This window comes from Methanococcus voltae (genome assembly GCF_024807655.1).
GTDB lineage: Archaea > AGJL01 > Methanococci > Methanococcales > Methanococcaceae > Methanococcus > Methanococcus voltae_D.
The window spans coordinates 342603-361256 of record NZ_JANUCR010000001.1 but is presented as its reverse complement, the minus strand read 5'-3'; the positions used below and the strand labels follow the sequence as shown (position 1 = coordinate 361256).

Sequence of the window (18654 nt, the reverse complement as noted above, 5' to 3'; positions counted from 1 at the left end):
TTTAAGGATTAAATCTCTTCAATAAAATTTTTAAATTTTATATAATTGTCGCATATTATATAAATCATTATAATACTTTTTAATACTTTTTTAAAATCGTTTATTCAATTTAAAAACTAAATTATAAACTCTAAAAATACATATAAAAAAATAAAAAATAAAAAATAAAAATAAAAATAAAAAATAAAAAAAATAGAAATTATAAAATTTATTTGGTCATAATAAGAGCGTCTCCTATCACACCTTTTTTACCGTCTTCTTTAACGAAAACAGGATTTATGTCAATCTCTTGAATTTCATCGTAAGCTTCCATAATTACTCCAACTCTTACGATTAATTCTTTAATAAATTCAATATCTCTTTTAGGTTCTCCCCTTACACCTTCAAGGATTTTGTATGTTCTAAGCTGTTTTAACATATCTTCAGCATAGTTTTTAGTAATTGGGTGTACTCCAAAAGTTACATCTTTCATAACTTCTACAAAGATACCGCCAAGACCAGTCATAATTACAGGACCAAATACTTCGTCTTTTTTACCGCCGATGATTATTTCTTTACCTTCTACAAATTCCTCAATTAATACACCATCGATAACACCAGTTTCTCCCTTTTGAGCAAGGTATTGTGTACCATTTTCAATAATTGTATTGTAAGCACCTTCAATATCTGTTGGAGCAATGAGAACACAACCAGCATCTGATTTGTGCAATATTTGAGCTGAAACAACCTTCATTACTACTTTATCCATTGTTGAAGCATATTTAACAGCTTCTTCTACACTTGTAGCTACATATCTGCCAGGCGTAGGAACTCCGTTAATTTTTAAGAATTCTTTTGCATTGTTTTCATTTGGATTAGCAAGTAATTCTCTTAGTTCATCGCCTTTTTCTGCTTTGATTGCGTATATTTCTTCTTGAACTTTTTTAAGGTATTCTCCATCGTCTACAACATTTTGGTTTAAATATTGTTGGTATGTTGCAGATAATGCTTTAACAGCAAGTTCTGGACACATGAATGTTGGTATTTCGTGTTCTTTTAAGTATTCAGCACCTTCTGCAACTGAACCGCCACCAACCCACGCAGCAACAATAGGTATTGCTTCTCCTTTTGCTCTAAGTGCATCTTGGAATTTAACTAATTCTTTTGCAGCACCGATATCGTCAGTCATTCCTTGAGGTGTTAATATCACAACGATGCCGTCTACATTGCTATCTTTTGCTAATTCCTCAAAAGCGTGTTTATATCTGTCTGTATCTGCATCTCCAATTAAATCCAAGGGGTTTGAAACTCCTGAAGTGTCAGGTAAATATTTTTTAAGTTCTGTAATTGTTTTTTCTTCAAATTCAGCCATTTTTAAGCCGTATTTGCTTACCATATCTGTAGCAAGAACACCGAATCCCCCAGCGTTTGTAATGATACCTACGTTATTACCCTTCATTACAGGTTGTGTTGAGAATATTTTTAATAAATCAACCATTTCCTCGAAAGTTTCAACATCGAACACCATTCCTTTTTTAAATGCAGCTTCGTACATTTGCGCATTACCTGCGAGACTTCCAGTGTGTGATGATGCAGCTTTAGCACCTGCGTCAGATTTACCACTTTTTAAAACAATTACTGGTTTTTTGTGTGATAAAGCACGTGCAGAGTCGATAAATTTCTCGTTTTTAAGACCTTCTACGTATAACACAACAACATCAGTGTGTTCATCGTCTGCAAGGTAATCTAAGATTTCATCTTCTTGAACATCTATTTTATTGCCCATACTTACGATTTTTGAATATCCTAAGTTTAATGGGATTGAAATATCCATTAAAGCGGTCATAATAGCGCCACTTTGTGAAATAAATGCAATATTACCTTTTTGGTCGAAATCTTTACTGAATGAAGCGTTTAATTCGTCGTGCATATTAATTACACCGAGACAGTTAGGACCAATGGTTCTAATATCATATTTTTTCAAAATTTCGATTGTTTTTTCTTCAAGGCTGTGGTCTCCAACTTCTGAGAAACCCGCTGTAATAATAATAGAACCTTTAACGCCTTTCTTACCGCACTCTTCCATTGTTCCAGGGACAAATTTAGCAGGGATTGAAACTAAAACGAGGTCAATATCTCCGGGAACGTCTAAAACAGAACCGTAGCATTTTAAACCGTAAACTTCGTCGTATTTTTTGTTTATTGGGTATACATTACCGCCTTTTTCCATAAAACTTTTTAAGTTTTTCATTAACGATTGTCCAACTTTTCCTTCTATTTCGGTAGCACCGATTACCGCAACTGATTTCGGGTTGAAAATTGCTTCAAGTCCATTACTCATAAATTTCACCATATTGGATTAATATTTTCTAATTTGGTTGGTTGTAATAATTAATTTGCTAATTTATTAAGTTATTAGATTAATGTGTATTATATCTTAATTAAGTTATTATATATTCATTCATGCAATATTAATTTAAATATATAGTTTTATACTAATTATAATATTATATCGTCATGCCCTTAGGACTAAATTAACTAATTATCAGTTAATTAAGTTTATTTTCAAAATTTTATATTTATTTTGATAATCTAATTTTATAATTAATTATCTTATTGGATATATGTTATAATATAGCATGAATTACATATGTACATTTAGATAGTATTACTTAGTATATAAGCTTTATTTATGGTTTTCAGAGTCTAATTATCGTGAAATGACGAATAAATTACTTAATCATATATATAAGGTGGTCAAATGGGTTTAAACAATACTACAGTAGATTTAGATAATAATATAATAAATCAATTAAAAAATTTTGAGCAAAAATTTAAGATAATTCAAAAAGAATACATAACACCTGACGAAATGAATATTATTGATAATAATTGCGAATATTATGGATTATCTAAACACATTTTAATGGAAAATGCAGGAATACAAGTATATAACGAGATAATAAACTGGGAAAAACAAGATAAAAATACATCTTATGACGAAATATATTTGTTTTGTGGCAAGGGTAATAACGGAGGAGATGGTTTTGTACTTGCTCGGCATTTGTCGAAGTTGTATAAAGTTAATGTCGTTATTTTGAATAATGAAAATGAAATTAAAACCTCTGAAAGTAAGGCTAATTTTGAATTTATAAAAAATATTTATAAATTTGGAAATATAAATATTCAAAATATTCAAAATATTTCAAATAACCAAAAAGCTTTATTCCAAGAAATAACTTATAAGTTGGATAATTTAATTAAAACACATAATACTAACCATAATAACATTAAAAATAGCAATACTAATAATAATAATAATAATAATAATAATACTAATAATAAAAAGATTTTATTTGTAGATGCTCTTTTAGGCACTGGTATATCTGGTAATTTAAAATATCCTTATGATTTATGCGTAGAATACATAAATTCTATAAAAAATAATGTAAATTATAATAAAAACGTTGATATAATTAGTATAGATGCTGAAACAAAAGGTTTAACTGCTGATAAAATAATAGCTTTTCATAAATACAAAAAATCTTTAAATAATCCTAAAAAAACAGTACTAAAAGAAATAGGAATTCCCAAATATATGAATTATTTGATAGGTAAAGGAGAATTAAAAGCCCTTTCTAAGATAGAAGAAGAGTCTCATAAGGGAAATAATGGCAGAACTTTGGTAATTGGAGGCTCTAAGGATTATTATGGAGCTCCTATTTTTTCAGCATTAGCTGCTTCTAAAGTTGTGGATATAATGACCGTAGCAACTGTAAGTCCCGTAGTGCCTGCTGTGAAAAATTATCCTGAATTAATGATTAAGGAATTTGGGGGAGATTATTTTAACAAACATCACGTTGAAGAATTGGCACATATCTCTAAAAATTATGATTCAATAGTTTTGGGTTGTGGAATGGGCTTAAAATCTGAAACAAGGGAGTTTTTACAGAAATATTTAAACAAAATTTTAAGCAATACGGATAGTGAAAATTTCCCTACCTTAATAATTGATGCAGATGCAATAAAATTACTTAATCCGAAAGATTTTGAAAGTTATGATTCAAATAATTTCAATAACGCAAATGGTACTAACAATATCCATAACGTCATAGATAATTCAAACAAAGAATTATTACTAAAATTGTTTACCAACGAAAAGGTAATCTTAACACCTCATAAAGGTGAATTTGAATATATAAAGCCAATTTTGGAAGATTTGTCTGAAATATATAAATTAAATATCGTTTTAAAAGGTAAAACTGATATTGTTTTCAATAAAAATAATATAAAATTGAATATGACTGGAAATGCAGGAATGACCGTAGGGGGTACGGGCGATATCCTTGCAGGATTAATTGCAGGTTTTGCTACAAAAAACGAACCTTATTTATCCGCTTGTTCTGGAATCTTTGTAAATGGACTTGCTGGTGATTATTTATACGACAAAATTGGATATAATTATAATTCGAAAGATATTATAAAAATATTGCCCAAAATATTATACAAATATATAATTTAATCTTCTGTACACCAACATTTACATCTACATATTATATATACTAAAATCAACAAATAATCATAAATAGGATAGAAAAATTAGTAAAAAATAACGTAGAAAATTAAAGTATGTTATTAATTTATGAAATTAATATAATAATATACTAAACTTAAGACAAAAACTTTAGAAAAATAACAAAATATTGTAAAAATAAAATATTTTGATATATAAACATTTACAAATTTAAGAAAGAATTATGACATTTAATTTACAAAAGAGGGAATTTATGGAAGATTATAATTCATTAGCGGATTTGCACACTCATTCTAAATATTCCGGTTTAATGAGATATATGGGATTAAAATTCCCTGATTCAGTGGAAGAACCCGAAAAAATAGTAAGATGTGCAGCTAAACGTGGTTTAAGCGTAGTTGCTGTTACGGACCATAATACTATTCAGGGTGGATTAAAAGCAAAAGAATTTGCAAAAAAATATGACGTCGACGTAGTGGCAGGTAGTGAAGTGATGACAAATGACGGGGAGATTTTAGGTTTGTACTTAAATGAAGAAATACCTAAATTTTTAAGTGCTGAAGAGACAATCGATTTAATACACGAACAAGGCGGTTTAGCGATTTGTCCACACCCTTACAGCCCAATATGTCATGCAGTAGGGGATAAAATCTTTGATTTAGACTTAGACGGTGTTGAAGTATACAACGCATACCATAGGGATGGCATTGTTAACAACATTGCATTAGATAAAGTACTTAAGAACTACCATAAGAAATCCTTTGCATTTTTGGGAAACAGTGATGCACACATAGCAAGAATGGTGGGCAATGGATACACTAAATTTAATGGAGAGACTGCAGATGATTTATATAAGTCTATAAAGTCAAGAACAACATCTTTCCACGGAAATCCTACGCCATTATCAGATATTATTTTATGGAGTTATAATATTGTTTATGCATCAGAAAAGGCATTATTTAATTCTGCATTCCGTAAAAAAGAAGACAACATCTTAAAGTACCAAACTACAAGATTTAAAAAATGTTTGGGTGCTTTTTGTGGTATGGCATACATAGGAACGCCATTACCGTTAGTAGCTGGTTTAGCGGGAAATATGTATCTTAAAAGAAAAGCAAAAGCAAAATATAAAGAAACTTATAGAATTTAAATATAATTTTTATTTTATTTTTTATTTTTTATTTGTGGACACATCCAATTATATCGTTCATTGATAATTCATTTTTAAGTAAATATTCTTTTATTTCATCGTTTATTTTATTAAATATATCATATCCTCTGTAGTATACCCCAGTACCTACTTGAACAGCGGAGGCTCCAGCCATCATAAATTCTATAGCATCTCGACCTGTAGTAATGCCACCTACTCCAATAATTGGGATATCTACAGCTGAATAGATGTCATATACATTTTTAATCGCAATTGGTTTAACTGCTTTTCCAGACATTCCTCCGTATATATTACCCAATATAGGTTTTTTGGCATCTATATCAATTACCATACCCGGACCAAGTGTATTAATGGCAGTAATCCCATCAGCACCGGCATCTTCAACACTAACAGCAATTTCCTTTATATCTGTTACATTAGGTGTTAATTTAGCTACAACAGGCACATCTGATAAATTTTTAACTGAAGATACCACTTTATGGCTTAAATTACAGTCTTGACCAATGGATGAACCATAACCTCCTCCAGCGTGTGGACAAGAGATGTTTAATTCAATTAAATCAACATAATCGACAATTTTTTCCGCAACTTCGGCAAATTCTTTCTCATTTTTACCATATATCGAACCGATTATTTTTACATCTAATTCGTGCATTTGTTTCCTAACATATTCAATTTCTTCAATGTATTCGTCAATCCCTGGATTAGGTAATCCCATAGCATTTAAGAATCCACCCTCTACTTCAACCATTGTAGGATTGTTATGCCCAGGCTTTTTTTCAATTCCTATTGATTTGGTGCAAACTGCACCAGCGCCATTTTTAGCTATTCGCCTCATTGCAGAACCTGTTTCTCCCATAACACCCGCTGCTAAGAATACAGGATTTTTAAAGTTAATTCCAAATAAATTTAAGTTTAAAATATTGTTTATATTATTTTCTCCAACATTAATGTTAAAGTTTGACAAATTATCACCCTAGTATAAATTTAACCAACTTCTAATATCATTCAGTAGATTATTAATAAAGTTAAATTCCATTTATTTATTTATTTGTATTAATACTATTTATTTCTTATAATTATTCAGCTTAATTATATTATTTGTAATTTTACTTTTTTGTGCCCATTATATATTAATATATTTGAATAGATAATTACTTAAAGAATAATTTTTATAATTTATAGTGAAATAAAATAAATTAACTAAACTATTCATTAGATAATATTAGATAATTTCATCTCAAAATTAAATAACGGTATTAATCGATACATTACTGAATATTGTTAGAGGGGATATTATGGAGATGGAAGTAGAATCCAAAATGCGAAATATGGCACATCATAAAACATGGGTAGACAAACTTGCTATCTTTTTGGTAATAATCGGTGGCTTAAATTGGGGTTTAGTGGGTGCTTTAAACATAGACCTTGTACAAATCATATCTATGGGTAATTCCATGATAGCAAGACTTGTATACATTCTTGTAGGTTTATCTGCTCTTTATATGATATATTACGCATATAAAACAAGTGAATAAATATAAAAATAAACGCTAATCAATACTAAATAAAATACTAAAAAAGTAATTTGGGAATATATTTTTAAAATACAATTAAAATATAATTAAAATATTTTTTATTTTTTTATCTATTATTTTTAGTCGAACCAATTACCTTATCTTTAAATACGCACATAAGTGAATTAGCTTCCCTACCACTTACAAAAGCTCGAGAAATTACTCTTTTAAATATTGTTTTACAAATTGGCTTTTTATGTTCCTGAATTAATGATTTATCTACAAAATCATTGAATATACTTAATAATATATCTTTATCTTCTTTTGATGCTTCTTTAACATTCGTATCGTAAGGTATTGCATTTCCAATACTAATAGAATACAATTCATAAAGAATAACAGACACTGCGTGCGATAAATTCATTATAGGATAATTAGAGCAGGTTGGAATTGAAACTAATAAATCGCAGAGTTCTACATCTTCGTTTCTAAGTCCATCGTCTTCCCTACCAAATACAATAGCCAAATTACCTTTAAGACTTATACTTTTTTCAGCCAATTCTCGAGGTGTCATCGGTACTCTTTTAATATTTTTATCGCCTATTGAAACAGCGCCTGTAGTGGCTACAAGATAATCAATATCGTAAGAAGCTTCTTCAAGTGTTTTGTAAAATTTGGCATTTTCAAGTATTTCTTTGGCGTGGACAGCACGTATAAAAGCTTCATCATTTAAAATCGTTTCTGGTTTTTCCCCCAATTTGTTTTGAACGATTCTTAAATCGTAAGTATCGAAATTCATCATAGTTCTTGCAATAGCCCCCAAATTTCCGCTGTATTTTGGATTCACTAGTATAACCGTAGTTTTCATAATTTCACACTTTATAAAATAATAATCATAATTACAATTATAAAAATTATAACAATAATCCTGATTATAATAATTATAATAATTATAATAATTATAATAAGATATAATATACTTTATAATTCAAACATTATAAAATAGTAAATTTGTACAAAATAAATGATATAATTAATATAAATTAATATAATGTATCAATACAATATAAGTAAAATATAGGGTTAAAAGAATATTTATTTAGTAATTTATTGAGAAATTCTTTTAACACTTATTTTTAAGTCGTAAGTTTCTTCATTAGGCGTTTTAATTGTCCATTCTTGAGTATATACTGAAGAATCAGCGATATCAATTTCTGAATCATTTACGAAATTACCCCTAACTTCCTTAGCAATATGGGATAATAAGTCTTCATTAAACTCGATTCCAGAGTATAAAACACTTATTTTTTCATTTACTTCTAAGTCAAGGTCTTTTCTCATAGATTGAATTCTTCTAATTACTTCTCTTGCCAAACCTTCTTTAATTAATTCTGGTTTAATTTCATTATGAATATAGAAGTTTCCTTTTGAAAATTCAATACCGACTATGTTTTCAGGAATTTCCACTCTGAATTCAACATATTCCGGTTTAATTTCAAATTCTCCAACATATGAACCGTTTTTAAGTGCATCTTTTAATTCTTTTCCATCGATTGAGTTAATAAATGCAACTACTTTTGGAACGTCGCTTCTGAATATTTTTCCAAGCTCTTTAAAGTTAGGTTTTACAATTATATTTCCTTCAAATTCTTTAAATTCAATTTCTTTAACATTACCTTGTTCTTTGATAATATAATCATATTTTTCAACTGAATTTTTAATTTCTTCAGGTAATATTATTTTGTAAATTGGGTATCTAAGAGTGTATTTAATTTTATCTCTACCCCTTAATAAACCGTCTACAATTTCCCTAACTAATGAGATATCGTTTTCAAGCTCTTCATTAATCATTGATTCTTCATATTCAATTCTAAGCATTGAAACGCTTTCAGGCATTCCTAATTTTTCAACTTTAAGGTTTTGATAAATCTTTTCAGAGATATGCGGAACGACAGGCGCCATAATCATTACTAACTTTAATAATACATAGTATAAAGTTTGATAAACAGCTAATTTGTCTTTACTGTCTTTTTCTTGCCAAGTTCTATCTCTAATCAATTTAATGTACCATCTACTTAAATCATTTAATACGAAATCTCTAATTGACCACGTGTAAGTGTGTAAGAATGGTTGTTCAAGTGCTTCCATAGATGTTTTAACAAGTGAATTTACCTTGCTCAATATCCATTTATCTTCTACCCTACAGTTTTCAAGATAATCCATATTTGGAACGAAATCGTCAAGTGTCATATAGTTTACAGAGAATGAATACGAATTCCAAAGTGTATTTAACATACTTCTAACTTCTTCAAGTTCTGAATATGCAAATCTTAAATCTTCCCAGGCCTTATTTGCACTTAAAAGGTAGAATCTGAGGATATCTGCTCCGTATTTTGCAATAACATCGTCAGGATTAACGATATTACCGAGACTTTTACTCATCTTTTCCCCTTTTTCATCTAAGGTGAAACCGTGCATTAAACATTTTTTGTATGGGATATCTCCGAATACAAGTTCACTAAGTGCGTGTTGTGAGTAAAACCATTTTGTGACCTGGTCGTGTCCTTCAGTAATGAAATCAGCTTTTTTAAGTTCTTTTGAGCCAATACTCGCATATGGTGCAAGACCACTATCATACCAAACATCTAATACGTCAGGTACTCTACTCATCACTCCACCACAGGAACATTTAATTTTAACAGGGTCTACTGATGGTTTATGAATGTCATCAAGTTTAACAGGTTCGATTGATTTTTCTTCAAGTTCGGAAATGCTTCCGATTACTTCGTATTTTCCACATTCTTCACATACCCAAATAGGCAATGGAATACCCCAGTATCTTTGTCTGGAAATGTTCCAATCTCCAACAAAGTTAACACCGTTTACATATCGAGTTTCAACCCAATTAGGTGTCCAGCCAACAGTTTTGCCGTGTTCCATAATGCTATCTTTAATTTTAGAAATTGATAAGAACCATTGTTCAGTTGACCTAAATAATAATGGTGTTTTACATCTCCAGCAGTGTGGATATGAGTGTTTTGATTTACCATAATTTACTAATAAATCTTTTTCGGATAACACATCAACTATTTTTTCATCCATATCTTTAATGAACAAACCTTCCCATATAGATTCCGTATATTTTCCGTTATCATCTAATGGGGCATAAGCAGGTAATCCATATTTTTTACCAACTACAAAGTCGTCCTCACCAAATCCAGGAGCTGTATGTACTAAGCCAGTACCACCTTCAATTGTTACGTGGTCGCCTTCTACAATCATATGTGCGTTTTCAAGTTCAGCGAATTCTTTTTGTCTTTCGTTTTCTTCCATAAATGGATGTATGTACTTTTTACCAACTAATTCGCTACCTTTGAATGTTTCGATTACATTATATTCAAGTGTTTTGCCTTGGTATTCTGCCGTATTATTAGCTTTTTTCATTACACTTTCAACTAAGGCTTCAGCAATAATCCAAATTTGTTTATTCGTTTCATTAGAATCATTTTCAGTTCTTAAAACTTCTACTTTTGCATAATCGAACTCGTTTCCAACAGCTACGAGTAAATTTGAAGGTAATGTCCACGGGGTAGTGGTCCAAATAATGATATATTCGTTTTCATTATCTTGTAATTGGAATTTTACATAAGCTGATGGGTCAACAACGTCTTTATATTCTCCTCTTACTTCGTGTTCTGCAAGTGAAGTCTCACATCTTGGGCACCAGTATCCAACTCTAAGGTCTTTTTCCAAAAGGTCTTTTTCGTGAGCTTTTTTAAGTGTCCACCAACCCATTTCCATATATTCTTTTTTAATTGGCATATATGCGTTTTCCCAATCTAACCAAACACCTAAGTTTTTAAACTGTTTTTCCATATTTGCTTTATGGGTGAGTGCAAATTCTTTACATTTATCGATAAATACTTGTGTTCCGATTTTTGTTTCAATATCTTTCTTTGACGAAAGTTTAAACTCGTTTTCAACTTTAACCTCGATAGGTAAACCGTGCATATCCCAGCCTGCCATATCTGAAACGTTAAAACCTTCCATTCTTTTAAATCTTAAAACAGTATCTTTTATAGTTTTATTCCAAGCCGTACCCAAATGTATAGCACCTGAACAATAAGGAGGTCCGTCAACAAAATAATAATCTGGATTATTAGCAGTTGCATTTAACTTTTTAACTTTTTGATATGTATTATTTTTTTCCCAAAATTCTTTAACGGATTTATCCATTTCAACAAAATCCAGTCCGCCTACTGATTTCATTAAAATCACCTAAAATAATTTTTAATTATAATAATTTATAAGAAGTATCTAATTTGTATTAATTATATGATTTATATGATATATACGATTTATAAAATTAAAAAAATAACATTTAATTTATTTTTATTAATCTTTAGTAATATTTAGTAATATTTAGTAATCTTTATTATTTTTTAGTATTTTTAGTATTTTTAGTATTTTTTTGTTTAGACTTAGTATTTTTTTCAGATTTTTCATTACTTTCTTCATTTTCATTATCAAGTATGGCTTTGCTTTTGTAATATCCTTTTAACATAGGCATTTTAGGAAAATCATCTATTAAGAAAGAATAAGGTTCGTGCCTTTCACTAAGTATTACAATATGTGCTGGAGGGTGTATTTTTCTAATTCTGTCAATTGAACGTGGGGCATTCTCTTCAATTTTGACAAGACAAGCTTTTTTACAAGGTTTTTTAATATTTCCGACAATGTACTCTAAAATTTCATCAGCTGCTTCCGGTACCATAATTCTTGGTTTTCCAACAATTGTTAATTTAGCATGTCTATGTACATCTGCTAAGGCATTTTTTATTTTTTCGTAGCTGTCTCCCCTTATAAGTAACAATACCATTCTTTTCACCGTGTTTAGTTTGACTAAGAGAAAATAACTTTATTCATTATTTCATCTTAACCTATGTATAAAAATAAAACAAAAAATCTTAAAATCAATTATCTTATTTTTACTTTTAAATTATTTTATATCGAATATTCAAATTTATTCAAATTTATTCATCAGTATTTAAATATATATTAGTTTATTTATCTTTGGAATTTTATATATAAAATACTTGCTATTAATATAATAAGAATGTATTTATCAATTAACAATACTTAAAATTAATCGTCAAAATCGATAATTTTATAGGATATTCTATTAAATATAATCCAAGGAATTTTCAAGAATTTTTATATTTTGTGGATAATTATCTATGTATCTGGAAATATCTTCTGTTTTAATCCCTGCTTCTAACTTAGTAAGTATTCTTTCATTACTATTTTTCGTAAATCCGTAGGGTAGAGCTTTTTTAATTTCTTCGACACTTTCGTAATAATTAGAACGAGAATATACTGCATTAGCCATTTTTTCAGGAATAATTTGTCGAATATCGTATTTATCATCATTAACGATGTCTAAAATCCTATCTTCGTATCTTTTTAAAATTATTTCGTCCATATCATAATTTTTAAATAAATTCTCAAGAATAGAAATAGTGGTATCCGGAACCATTTTTCTTAAAATATCGAAATTTCCCCCATATTTTTTGCCATAAATCCCTTCACGTATTTTAGTACCACTAATTCCTTCAATTCGTTCTATAAATTTAAATTTAGGTTCGTAGTTATTAAGCAATTTTCTAAGTTTGTAAATTGTGTATGACATCGAGGCTATTACATAATTATCTATTTCTAATTTTTCGCCCAAAACTTCACCCGTTTCTATGCAGGATATCTTATATGGTTTTATTTTTATATGGTGTCCATCGATAATACAAGATATTACTTTATTCATCGTTTGTTCGTCAATATAGCCCCGAGGTATTATTTCACCGCCAAGTTTACAGAACATTTTAATTAAACATTGCACATACTGACCAGAGCCCATAATACCCATAGGAGGACCTTCTACAACTAAATCAGCACCTGCTTTAATTGCCATTTTGGCACGTATTTCACGATTTAATAAATAAGGAACTCCTCTACCGCTTCTTTCAAGTGGTCCGGGCACAACACATATAAAAATCCCAAATTTCTTTGCAAAATCCATACAATATTTATGTCCATTATGTAATGGATTATATTCTGTAAAATCAACGACAACAGAGTCTTTTTTGTATCCATTACCCCCATTTAAAGTTTCACTTTTTTTATTTTTTAAATCTTTAAGTTCTTCTATTATTTCCTGTAGTTTAGAGTCTGAATTAAAATTCATAAAATTTGCAGTTATTTTTTTTTCTTTCCCTTTAACTTCCCCTTTCGTGCAATAATCAGCTTCTTTTCGGATATTATTAATATCTATCATATAATTTTCAAAATTTTTTAAATTAAACTCTATATCCATAATATCCAACTCCAAACTTTTAGATATATCAAATATTTATCAATATTTTAATTATAATATATCTAAGTATCTTGTTTATATATTGAATAGCTACTTATATAAGCAAAACCGAAACATTTATATATTATAATTGCCTTTGTTATTTTGCAATTAAATTGATGAATTAGATGGGACCTATGGTCTAGTTGGCTATGACATCGCCCTTACAAGGCGAGGGTCGCCGGTTCGAATCCGGCTAGGTCCACCATTTTAAGATTCAGTTGCATTTAATGATTATAATACTTAAAATACAATATAAACAAGAAAATGGACCTATGGTCTAGTTGGCTATGACATCGCCCTTACAAGGCGAGGGTCGCCGGTTCGAATCCGGCTAGGTCCACCATTTTTATTTTAGAATATTATATTTATTAATTTAGATATATGACTATATATGTATACAATTTTAATATACGTTAAAATTTATAACTTAAAACTTAAAAAATAGAAATAATTTTTTTTATTATATGTAATTATTAGTTATTTCTTTGTTCTTCAATATTTTTTCTTATATACTTAGCAACATCTTCAAATCCAACATCTTTTTTGATGGCGGTTAATAAAACATCCATTTCAGGGTTTATTAACTTAGCATCTGCTTCCATCTTTTTAGGGTCTGCTTCAACTGCTTCTGCAAGGTCAATTTTATTAACAACTGTTAAATTCGCTGTTTTAAATATTTCAGGGTGTTTTTCAACAGTGTCATCGCCTTCTGTAGTACTTACTACAACTATCCGTTTATGAGTTCCCAAATCAAAATCTGTAGGGCATATCAAATTGCCTACGTTTTCAATAAATACGATATCTATGTTTTTTAAATCTAAATCCCCTAAACTATGACCAATTTGATGAGCATCCAAATGGCATTCTTTACCAGTATTTAATGGAATCACCTTAGCACCGTGTTTTTCCATCCTACCTGCATCAAATTTTGCAATAACGTCTCCTGCAATACAAGCGACATTATATTCCCCTTTTAAATTTTCGATTAATTTTTCGATTAATAGGGTTTTTCCACTACCAATTGCACCCATAAAATCAAAAGCCACAACATTATTCTCTTTTAATAATTTTCTGTTTTTATCTGCATTTTTTTTATTCGCTTTTAATAAATCCTTTCCAACTGTCAAAACATCAACAAAGTGCAAAATATCACCAAATTTAAATTTAGTAATTAAAATATCTGTTATATCTTCTTTTAGTTATTTATATTATTCATTTTTTTAGTTATTCATTTATTTATTAATATGGTAGATTATTTTTAAATTAGTTATTAGATTATTTAATAATTATTTAGGGTATTTAATTATCTTAGTTTTTATTTTATAAATAATCGATGTATTTAATAATATTATTAATTATATCCTATTAAACTGCTTTTAAAATTAATGATTAATGATAACTTTCATATAGTTTAAAAAGTATAATTAAAAACTGAATAAAGTTTGTGGTTTAAGTACATATTTTCCGATAATTTAAATTTGAATAATAGAACTTCCATTGTTTGTGATACTATGAAGATAGATAAAAGTTTTTATGCCGTATTCTTATCTGCATCGATATTTATATTATTGTTCGTATCTTTACCTTTGATAACGATGTTATTAAATCCTGGAGATGTTTCTGCTGCTATAGTAGATAAAGAGGTTATTAAATCCCTTGAAGTAAGTTTAAAAGCCGCAGGTATGAGTACACTATTTGCTTTAATATTTGGTGTGCCTTTGGCATACATCTTTGCAAGAAACGATTTTAAAGGAAAAGGCTTAATTGAGAGTATAATCGATATTCCTATGGCGATACCGCACTCTGTTGTAGGTATTATGATACTTTCGTTTTTCTATGGGAGTACAATAGGTGAATTTTTAACGGACGCAGGTTTAAAAATCGTAGATAACTTTTGGGGCATTGTCGCAGTAATGTTATATGTGGGCATTCCATTTATGATAAATAGTGCAAGAGATGGTTTTGAAATGGTTGACGAGGAATTGGAACACGTTTCAAGAACCTTGGGAGCTTCAAGATTTAAAACATTTTTTAGTATATCCCTTCCAATCATAAAGAATAACTTAGTTTCTGGAAGTATTTTGACATATGCAAGAGGTTTAAGTGAAGTCGGGGCGATTTTAATAGTTGCTTATTTCCCTAAAACGACACCTGTGCTTATTATGGATAGATTTAATCAATTTGGGCTTTCTTCTTCAAAACCAATCTCAGTTGTAATGATTGTTGTAAGTATCCTTTTATTTACAATATTTAGACTTGTAAGACATAAAAAATCTAAACATTAATAATCTAAAAATTAATGGTAAAATAGCGTAAAAAATAAAATTACTATGTTATTTCAAAGTATATAATTTATATTTAAGGTAAAATTTGGTGTAATAATGTTAAAATTAGAAAATGTGTCTAAAGCGTGGAAAGAATTTCAATTAAGGAATGTTTCATTTGAATTAAACGATAAATATTGTGTAATTTTGGGACCAAGTGGTGCAGGTAAATCAGTTATAATACAATGTATTGCAGGCATATTAGACGTAGATGGCGGTAATATATACTATGATGGTGAAGATATCACGGAATTGAAACCAGAATATAGAAATTTTGGATATGTACCGCAGAATTATGCTTTATTTCCAAATATGAACGTATATAAAAATATAAAATATGGTATGACAATTCGAAAAATTGATAAAATCACCGCAGACAAAAAAATAAACGATATGGCTGAATTTTTAAATATATCTCACATATTGGAAAGGACCCCTAAAACACTCAGTGGTGGGGAGCAACAGAGGGTCGCATTAGCAAGAGCTTTGGTATTAGACCCTAAATTATTATTACTTGACGAACCAACTTCTGCATTGGATATACACATTAAAGATACAGTAATGGATGAATTAAAGAAAATAAGTGAAATAACACCAATTATTCATATTACGCACGATTTCGTTGAAGCAAGGACTTTGGGGGAGAATATTGCCATAGTAATTGACGGAGAATTAAATGATTTTGGGACAAAAGATATATTTAAAAATCCAAAAAATGAAAGAGTAGCTAAATTTTTAGGATACAATATAATCTCTGAAAATAATTCAAAATTGGCAGTAGCTCCAGAAAATGTTAAAATTGAAAAGGCAGATATGATTACTAATAATATTAATAATAATAATAATAATAATAATCTTGACAATCCAATAAGCACCAAATATGGAATTGTTAATGGATATATTGATTTTGGATACTATAAATCAGTAAGTATTTCATATAATAACGATAATTTAAAATGTATTTGTGATGAGGATTTTGAAATTAAATCTGGGGATAATGTATCTGTTAATTTTGAAAATATGATTAATATTTAATTTATTATTCCACCTATAAACTTTACTTTTTTAGAATTATATTTTAATTTTACAATATTTATACAAGTATTTTGTAATCTTATAAATTGCTTTAAAAAATAGATTATTTTAATATATTGATACATATCAATGAGTATTAATATATAGTAATTGATGATATATTGCATATTATAAAATTTATTTATATTATATTTTTAACATATTGGGAACACAGTAGCATAAATTTACACGGTGAAATAATGAATTATTTTGATTTTAGTAAGGAAGAAATTAAGGAAATATTAATTTCAACATTTGCAATAGCAATAATATTTGCCTGGCCTTTAAGTTTTGACCAAAGCGGAGTAATTAGTTTGATAATCGCTTTAATTGCCGTAGGTACGGGATTTATTTTCCACGAATTGGGTCATAGGACTGTAGCTAAGCATTACGGTGCGTGGAGTGAATATCGAGCTTGGTATGAAGGTTTAGCTATAGCTATGATATTGAGGGTAATACTTGGAATAACGTTTATAGCACCCGGTGCAGTTTATATAAGTAAAGATTATCTTACTTATGAAGAAAACGGTAAAATTTCAATAGTTGGACCTTTAATAAACTTTGGATTAGCGTTTATATTTTTAATCCCAATGGTTTTAAGTGTAAGTATGAACAATATTTATTTATGGACCTTGGGAAGTGCGGGTTTTTTGGTGAATATAACACTTGCTTGGTTTAATATGCTTCCTATTCCCCCATTTGATGGTTCAAAAGTTTTAAGCTGGAATAAAGGTATTTGGTTAGGTGTATTTGCCGTATTTACAGTTTTCTGGTTATTTAATAGTGCCATACGGACTTTAATTATTAACATATTTTTATAAATAACATATTTTTATAATATAATCTATTTGAAATACCTATTTCAAATATCTATTTGGCATACTTTATTAAACAAACAATATGGTAATCAGGGGATTTGATGGAATTTGAATTATGGGTACGAATTATTAAGGAAAACATTTCTAAAAAGCAAGTGGACCCTTGGAATATAAATATTTCAGACATTGCTAACGAGTATTTAGAAACCATTAAAGAATTAAGAAAATTCGATATAAGACTTTCTGCAGACGTGGTTTTAGTAGCAAGTATATTATTAAGAATGAAGTCTGAAATTTTATATGGGGAATGCGAGAATGCTTTTGACGAAGATGAAGAAGAAGTGGAAGAGTCAATTGAAGATGATGGGCGAGACGAAGAATATGGTGAAGAAATAATTTCTGTTCCTACAATGGCAGATGAACCAAAAGCAACTGAAAAACCAAAACAAACAACTGTGACATTAGATGGACTTATTACCACATTACAATCCGAACTTAATAAAATAAAATCTAAAAAACCGAGAAAAAAAAGAACTCAATCTCCTGGAACTATTGCAACTAATTTAAATAATTTAATTGAAGAAATGGTTGAAGAAGATGATATTTCCGATATAATGGATTATATAATCTTAGAATTGGAAAATTCGGAACAAGGAACATTTATATTCCAAGAAAAATTTGATACGAGAGAAAAAGTTATAAAAAACTTTTTACCTTCGTTATATTTAGCAAATGATGGAAAAATAGATTTATTGCAAGAGGAATTATTTAAAGAATTACGTATTCAACTAAAATCAAAAGAATAATAATATAATAAAATATTAAAAC

The 18654-nt window shown here is 28.9% G+C and carries 14 protein-coding genes and 2 tRNA genes; 9 read left to right on the top strand and 7 right to left on the bottom strand.

Features of this window, described 5'->3' with window-relative positions; genetic code table 11:
- Positions 1 to 208: 208 nt before the first annotated feature.
- Entirely contained in the window at positions 209 to 2320 is a 2112-nt protein-coding gene (locus J3E06_RS01650) for an acetate--CoA ligase family protein (RefSeq protein ID WP_048187188.1), read from the bottom strand.
- A 420-nt stretch (positions 2321 to 2740) separates the two neighbouring features.
- Between J3E06_RS01650 and J3E06_RS01645 the strand changes: the two genes are divergently transcribed.
- Both J3E06_RS01645 and J3E06_RS01640 read left to right on the top strand, forming a co-directional pair.
- Positions 2741 to 4501 carry a bifunctional ADP-dependent NAD(P)H-hydrate dehydratase/NAD(P)H-hydrate epimerase gene (locus J3E06_RS01645; RefSeq protein WP_013180578.1) on the top strand — a complete coding sequence of 587 codons (1761 nt, stop codon included), beginning with the start codon at positions 2741 to 2743 and terminating at the stop codon, positions 4499 to 4501.
- 265 nt (positions 4502 to 4766) lie between these two features.
- The gene (locus J3E06_RS01640; protein ID WP_013180577.1) at positions 4767 to 5663 is read left to right on the top strand and encodes a PHP domain-containing protein; all 897 of its coding nucleotides are present in this window, start codon (positions 4767 to 4769) and stop codon (positions 5661 to 5663) included.
- A gap of 28 nt (positions 5664 to 5691) precedes the next feature.
- On the opposite strand, the gene J3E06_RS01635 is transcribed toward J3E06_RS01640, so the two are convergent.
- On the bottom strand, positions 5692 to 6606 hold the full coding sequence (locus J3E06_RS01635; protein ID WP_048187560.1) for a dihydroorotate dehydrogenase: 915 nt from the start codon (positions 6604 to 6606) through the stop codon (positions 5692 to 5694).
- A gap of 376 nt (positions 6607 to 6982) precedes the next feature.
- Between J3E06_RS01635 and J3E06_RS01630 the strand changes: the two genes are divergently transcribed.
- Positions 6983 to 7222 carry a DUF378 domain-containing protein gene (locus J3E06_RS01630; protein WP_013180575.1) on the top strand — a complete coding sequence of 80 codons (240 nt, stop codon included), beginning with the start codon at positions 6983 to 6985 and terminating at the stop codon, positions 7220 to 7222.
- A gap of 106 nt (positions 7223 to 7328) precedes the next feature.
- On the opposite strand, the gene J3E06_RS01625 is transcribed toward J3E06_RS01630, so the two are convergent.
- The 4 genes from J3E06_RS01625 to J3E06_RS01610 form a co-directional block, all read right to left on the bottom strand.
- Positions 7329 to 8069, bottom strand: coding sequence for a TrmJ/YjtD family RNA methyltransferase (locus tag J3E06_RS01625; RefSeq protein WP_013180574.1), 741 nt, complete (start codon positions 8067 to 8069; stop codon positions 7329 to 7331).
- Positions 8070 to 8308: 239 nt separating this feature from the next.
- Complete coding sequence (gene ileS / locus J3E06_RS01620; protein WP_013180573.1) at positions 8309 to 11470, bottom strand: isoleucine--tRNA ligase; 3162 nt, start codon at positions 11468 to 11470, stop codon at positions 8309 to 8311.
- 166 nt (positions 11471 to 11636) lie between these two features.
- On the bottom strand, positions 11637 to 12080 hold the full coding sequence (locus J3E06_RS01615) for a DUF356 domain-containing protein (protein WP_013180572.1): 444 nt from the start codon (positions 12078 to 12080) through the stop codon (positions 11637 to 11639).
- Between the two features lie 303 nt (positions 12081 to 12383).
- Positions 12384 to 13439, bottom strand: a complete 1056-nt coding sequence (locus tag J3E06_RS01610; RefSeq protein ID WP_048187554.1) for a nucleotidyltransferase family protein — start codon at positions 13437 to 13439, stop codon at positions 12384 to 12386.
- A gap of 299 nt (positions 13440 to 13738) precedes the next feature.
- Here J3E06_RS01610 and J3E06_RS01605 point away from each other — a divergent pair.
- Together J3E06_RS01605 and J3E06_RS01600 are read left to right on the top strand one after the other, a co-directional pair.
- Positions 13739 to 13815 (top strand) — tRNA-Val (locus J3E06_RS01605).
- Between the two features lie 61 nt (positions 13816 to 13876).
- Positions 13877 to 13953 (top strand) — tRNA-Val (locus J3E06_RS01600).
- Positions 13954 to 14083: 130 nt separating this feature from the next.
- Here J3E06_RS01600 and hypB read toward each other — a convergent pair.
- Positions 14084 to 14755 (bottom strand): hydrogenase nickel incorporation protein HypB, encoded by a 672-nt coding sequence (gene hypB / locus J3E06_RS01595; RefSeq protein ID WP_013180570.1) that lies wholly within the window; start codon positions 14753 to 14755, stop codon positions 14084 to 14086.
- Between the two features lie 366 nt (positions 14756 to 15121).
- On the opposite strand from hypB, the gene wtpB reads away from it, so the two are divergent.
- From wtpB to J3E06_RS01575, 4 genes are all read left to right on the top strand, one after another.
- Complete coding sequence (wtpB, locus tag J3E06_RS01590) at positions 15122 to 15895, top strand: tungstate ABC transporter permease WtpB (RefSeq protein WP_013180569.1); 774 nt, start codon at positions 15122 to 15124, stop codon at positions 15893 to 15895.
- Positions 15896 to 15991: 96 nt separating this feature from the next.
- On the top strand, positions 15992 to 16969 hold the full coding sequence (locus J3E06_RS01585) for an ATP-binding cassette domain-containing protein (RefSeq protein ID WP_013180568.1): 978 nt from the start codon (positions 15992 to 15994) through the stop codon (positions 16967 to 16969).
- A gap of 239 nt (positions 16970 to 17208) precedes the next feature.
- A complete protein-coding gene (locus tag J3E06_RS01580) occupies positions 17209 to 17829 on the top strand; it encodes a site-2 protease family protein (RefSeq protein ID WP_013180567.1) in 621 nt (206 codons plus the stop codon).
- Between the two features lie 98 nt (positions 17830 to 17927).
- Positions 17928 to 18632: a segregation/condensation protein A gene (locus tag J3E06_RS01575; RefSeq protein WP_013180566.1), complete on the top strand. Its 705-nt coding sequence runs from the start codon at positions 17928 to 17930 to the stop codon at positions 18630 to 18632.
- Positions 18633 to 18654: the final 22 nt, after the last annotated feature.

Bases quoted from the DNA above. Each gene is read 5' to 3' on its own strand.
- J3E06_RS01650 (WP_048187188.1), bottom strand. From the start codon at position 2,320: ATGAGTAATGGACTTGAAGCAATTTTCAACCCGAAATCAGTTGCGGTA.
- J3E06_RS01645 (WP_013180578.1), top strand. From the start codon at position 2,741: ATGGGTTTAAACAATACTACAGTAGATTTAGATAATAATATAATAAAT.
- J3E06_RS01640 (WP_013180577.1), top strand. From the start codon at position 4,767: ATGGAAGATTATAATTCATTAGCGGATTTGCACACTCATTCTAAATAT.
- J3E06_RS01630 (WP_013180575.1), top strand. From the start codon at position 6,983: ATGGAGATGGAAGTAGAATCCAAAATGCGAAATATGGCACATCATAAA.
- J3E06_RS01625 (WP_013180574.1), bottom strand. From the start codon at position 8,069: ATGAAAACTACGGTTATACTAGTGAATCCAAAATACAGCGGAAATTTG.
- ileS (WP_013180573.1), bottom strand. From the start codon at position 11,470: ATGAAATCAGTAGGCGGACTGGATTTTGTTGAAATGGATAAATCCGTT.
- J3E06_RS01615 (WP_013180572.1), bottom strand. From the start codon at position 12,080: ATGGTATTGTTACTTATAAGGGGAGACAGCTACGAAAAAATAAAAAAT.
- J3E06_RS01610 (WP_048187554.1), bottom strand. From the start codon at position 13,439: ATGAATTTTAATTCAGACTCTAAACTACAGGAAATAATAGAAGAACTT.
- wtpB (WP_013180569.1), top strand. From the start codon at position 15,122: ATGAAGATAGATAAAAGTTTTTATGCCGTATTCTTATCTGCATCGATA.
- J3E06_RS01585 (WP_013180568.1), top strand. From the start codon at position 15,992: ATGTTAAAATTAGAAAATGTGTCTAAAGCGTGGAAAGAATTTCAATTA.
- J3E06_RS01580 (WP_013180567.1), top strand. From the start codon at position 17,209: ATGAATTATTTTGATTTTAGTAAGGAAGAAATTAAGGAAATATTAATT.
- J3E06_RS01575 (WP_013180566.1), top strand. From the start codon at position 17,928: ATGGAATTTGAATTATGGGTACGAATTATTAAGGAAAACATTTCTAAA.